This window comes from Variovorax sp. SG517 (genome assembly GCF_013376045.1).
Classification (GTDB): Bacteria; Pseudomonadota; Gammaproteobacteria; order Burkholderiales; family Burkholderiaceae_C; genus Variovorax.
Genome location: NZ_JABMJG010000024.1, coordinates 1 through 2,500, shown reverse-complemented (window position 1 = coordinate 2,500; position 2,500 = coordinate 1). Strand labels below are relative to the sequence as shown.

Sequence of the window (2,500 nt, the reverse complement as noted above, 5' to 3'; positions counted from 1 at the left end):
CTATTTAGGTAGTGCCTCAAGTATTACCTTCGGGGGTAGAGCACTGTTTTGGCTAGGGGGTCATGGCGACTTACCAAACCAAGGCAAACTCCGAATACCGAAGAGTACAGCTTGGGAGACAGAGCACCGGGTGCTAACGTCCGGACTCAAGAGGGAAACAACCCAGACCGCCAGCTAAGGTCCCTAAAATTGGCTAAGTGGGAAACGAAGTGGGAAGGCTAAAACAGTCAGGATGTTGGCTTAGAAGCAGCCATCATTTAAAGAAAGCGTAATAGCTCACTGATCGAGTCGTCCTGCGCGGAAGATGTAACGGGGCTAAGCCAGTTACCGAAGCTGCGGATTTGCAATTTATTGCAAGTGGTAGGAGAGCGTTCTGTAAGCCTGTGAAGGTGCGTTGTAAAGCGTGCTGGAGGTATCAGAAGTGCGAATGCTGACATGAGTAGCGTTAAAGGGGGTGAAAAGCCCCCTCGCCGTAAGCGCAAGGTTTTCTACGCAACGTTCATCGGCGTAGAGTGAGTCGGCCCCTAAGGCGAGGCAGAGATGCGTAGCTGATGGGAAACAGGTCAATATTCCTGTACCGATTGTTAGTGCGATGTGGGGACGGATCTTAATAGGTCATCCGGGTGTTGGATATCCCGGTTTAGATGGAAGTAGGCGTGCATTAGGCAAATCCGGTGCACATATACCGAGGCCATCGATCGAGCCAGCTTGCTGGTGAAGTGATTGAACGAGGTTCCAGGAAAAGCCACTAAGCTTCAGCTAACAACGACCGTACCGCAAACCGACACTGGTGCGCGAGATGAGTATTCTAAGGCGCTTGAGAGAACTCAGGAGAAGGAACTCGGCAAATTGACACCGTAACTTCGGAAGAAGGTGTGCCCTATTAGTGTGAAGCGAGCAGCGGAGCATGAACGGGTTGCAAAAAATCGGTGGCTGCGACTGTTTATTAAAAACACAGCACTCTGCAAACACGAAAGTGGACGTATAGGGTGTGACGCCTGCCCGGTGCTGGAAGATTAAATGATGGGGTGCAAGCTCTTGATTGAAGTCCCAGTAAACGGCGGCCGTAACTATAACGGTCCTAAGGTAGCGAAATTCCTTGTCGGGTAAGTTCCGACCTGCACGAATGGCGTAACGATGGCCACACTGTCTCCTCCTGAGACTCAGCGAAGTTGAAATGTTTGTGATGATGCAATCTCCCCGCGGAAAGACGGAAAGACCCCATGAACCTTTACTGTAGCTTTGTATTGGACTTTGAACAGATCTGTGTAGGATAGGTGGGAGGCTTTGAAGCAGGGTCGCTAGATCTTGTGGAGCCAACGTTGAAATACCACCCTGGTGTGTTTGAGGTTCTAACCTAGGTCCATTATCTGGATCGGGGACAGTGCATGGTAGGCAGTTTGACTGGGGCGGTCTCCTCCCAAAGCGTAACGGAGGAGTTCGAAGGTACGCTAGTTACGGTCGGACATCGTGACGATAGTGCAATGGCATAAGCGTGCTTAACTGCGAGACTGACAAGTCGAGCAGATGCGAAAGCAGGACATAGTGATCCGGTGGTTCTGTATGGAAGGGCCATCGCTCAACGGATAAAAGGTACTCTGGGGATAACAGGCTGATACCGCCCAAGAGTTCATATCGACGGCGGTGTTTGGCACCTCGATGTCGGCTCATCTCATCCTGGGGCTGTAGCCGGTCCCAAGGGTATGGCTGTTCGCCATTTAAAGAGGTACGTGAGCTGGGTTTAAAACGTCGTGAGACAGTTTGGTCCCTATCTTCCGTGGGCGCTGCAGATTTGAGGAAGCCTGCTCCTAGTACGAGAGGACCGGAGTGGACACACCTCTGGTGTATCGGTTGTCACGCCAGTGGCATTGCCGAGTAGCTAAGTGTGGAAGAGATAACCGCTGAAAGCATCTAAGCGGGAAACTCGTTTCAAGATGAGATCTGCCGGGGCCTTGAGCCCCCTGAAGAGTCGTTCAAGACCAGGACGTTGATAGGTCAGGTGTGGAAGCGCAGTAATGCGTTAAGCTAACTGATACTAATTGCTCGTGCGGCTTGACCCTATAACTTTGATCAGTCTGATCAAGGTGTTATGCCAAGTTGACGCATTCAAAACAATTCGCCAAAAGCTGATTCCAAACTCTATGAATTCGTTTGATTGATCACATGATCACTCAGACAACCCTTTATGCCTGATGACCATAGCGAGTTGGTCCCACTCCTTCCCATCCCGAACAGGACAGTGAAACGACTCAGCGCCGATGATAGTGCGGGTTCCCGTGTGAAAGTAGGTCATCGTCAGGCTCTTACAGCCCCAGAAACCCCCAGTCGTTATCGGCTGGGGGTTTTTGCTTTTGCAGATCCGAAAAATACGGAAAAGCCGCTAGCAGTTCTGCAAGCCTGAACTATCCATCCTGGCTGCGCCTGCCGCTATCAATTCCCCCAAGATGTCTTCAGTCAGTCGGTCCAGTTCGACATCGCCGAAAAAACGCTTGCGAATCGC

Annotated in this window: 2 rRNA genes (1 of these 2 cut by a window edge); both read left to right on the top strand. The window is 51.2% G+C overall.

From position 1 onward, the window contains the following. Nucleotides 1–2,060: ribosomal RNA gene (locus tag FHT32_RS34695) — 23S ribosomal RNA — on the top strand; it begins 811 nt to the left of the window's first position. 128 nt (nt 2,061–2,188) lie between these two features. Continuing rightward, a 5S ribosomal RNA gene (gene rrf, locus FHT32_RS34690) occupies nt 2,189–2,301 on the top strand. Nucleotides 2,302–2,500: the final 199 nt, after the last annotated feature.